Raw genomic sequence first — 1,185 nt, 5'->3', positions numbered from 1 at the left:
CGGCAGCGGGAACAAACAATATCGGTGGCGGCGTTGGCGGATCAACATCGTTTGGTTCTTATCTGTCTGCAACAGGTGGCGCAGGTGGTGCAACGCCATCAGGTGGCGGCGGTGGTACTGGCATTGGTGGTGACTTTAATTCATCGCTGGGCGCTGGTGACCCTGGCTCTTCTTTCTCTACCAGTTTCGTTGGTGGTACTGGCGGTGGCCCAGGAGGACAAGGGGTTATTGACTCATCTACCCATGACGGGATTGATGCCTATGGCCCCGGAGGTGGAGGCGGCGGAGCCGCACTCGGTGTGCCAGCTGTAGCCGGGAAAGGTGGTCGTGGTGGCAACGGCATAATCATTATCAGGTGGTAAATATGTGGGCGAGAATAGAAAACAATACTGTAGTTGAATTAACTGATATCGATCCGACTGGACGGTTCCATCCTTCTCTGGTTTGGGTTGAATGCCCGGACTATGTGCAGCCGGGCTATTTGTATGACGGAAACGATTTTACAGAGCCGGAGGAACAGGCCAATTAGGATCTGTAGTATCGACAGCGGTCAGTTCATCAATATAGGCCAGCCAGGCTATCAGGCTGGTCTTCTCATCATCGCTGATGACACCCAAAAGGAGTTTGCTCTGCCAGTTTATGATCGTGGCCTGTGCTGCCTTCAGTAACTCAGTTTTTTTCTGAACCGCCACCACTATAGCTTCTTCGCGCGTTGGTGGTGGAATATCAATCCATGCTGGTAGCCCGTCAACTACTCCCAGTTTCTTTCCATTGGGTGGCTGCGCTGTAAATTCATTAGTGACATCGTCTGAAACCTCAAAAGCATCGCTGGGCCAGTCATTGGCAGGCGCGTAATAGGTTTCTTTCAGTGAGTTCGCATAAAACGCACAGTTTGAGGGGGAAAAAGAATAGTTAAAATCGCTCATATTAAAACCCTATCGCTATCCAGGAAATACCGTTTGCCTGAGAAACACCTGAGGAGTTGAACGTCGACACTGACGATATCTTAATGTTACTTACCCCTGTGAAATTCGTATTAATCGAGACTGATGCTGTTGCATTTAAACTGATACTTGGCGAGTTAATAAAAGGTGTTGGAAACGTGATATCTATACCAGATGATGGATTTGTATTCGCAAGAGAACCACGTTGTATCAGAAACCCATTTGGAAATTTAACCCAGAT

2 protein-coding genes and 1 pseudogene are annotated in these 1,185 nt (G+C 48.7%); 1 reads left to right on the top strand and 2 read right to left on the bottom strand.

The annotated features are described in order from the left end of the window. A pseudogene (locus tag GTGU_RS26220) lies at positions 1-362 on the top strand (phage tail protein); the annotation flags it as partial. Between the two features lie 138 nt (positions 363-500). On the opposite strand, the gene GTGU_RS23290 reads toward GTGU_RS26220, so the two are convergent. Together GTGU_RS23290 and GTGU_RS27125 are read right to left on the bottom strand one after the other, a co-directional pair. Further along, the gene (locus tag GTGU_RS23290) at positions 501-926 is read right to left on the bottom strand and encodes a tail fiber assembly protein (RefSeq protein ID WP_038163495.1); all 426 of its coding nucleotides are present in this window, start codon (positions 924-926) and stop codon (positions 501-503) included. Between the two features lies 1 nt (position 927). Continuing rightward, positions 928-1,185, bottom strand: coding sequence for a gp53-like domain-containing protein (locus tag GTGU_RS27125; RefSeq protein WP_425427537.1), 258 nt, complete (start codon positions 1,183-1,185; stop codon positions 928-930).

Source organism: Trabulsiella guamensis ATCC 49490 (genome assembly GCF_000734965.1).
GTDB classification, from domain to species: domain Bacteria; phylum Pseudomonadota; class Gammaproteobacteria; order Enterobacterales; family Enterobacteriaceae; genus Trabulsiella; species Trabulsiella guamensis.
The sequence above is the reverse complement of the archived record's forward strand: the minus strand, read 5'-3'. Positions and strand labels throughout refer to the sequence as shown.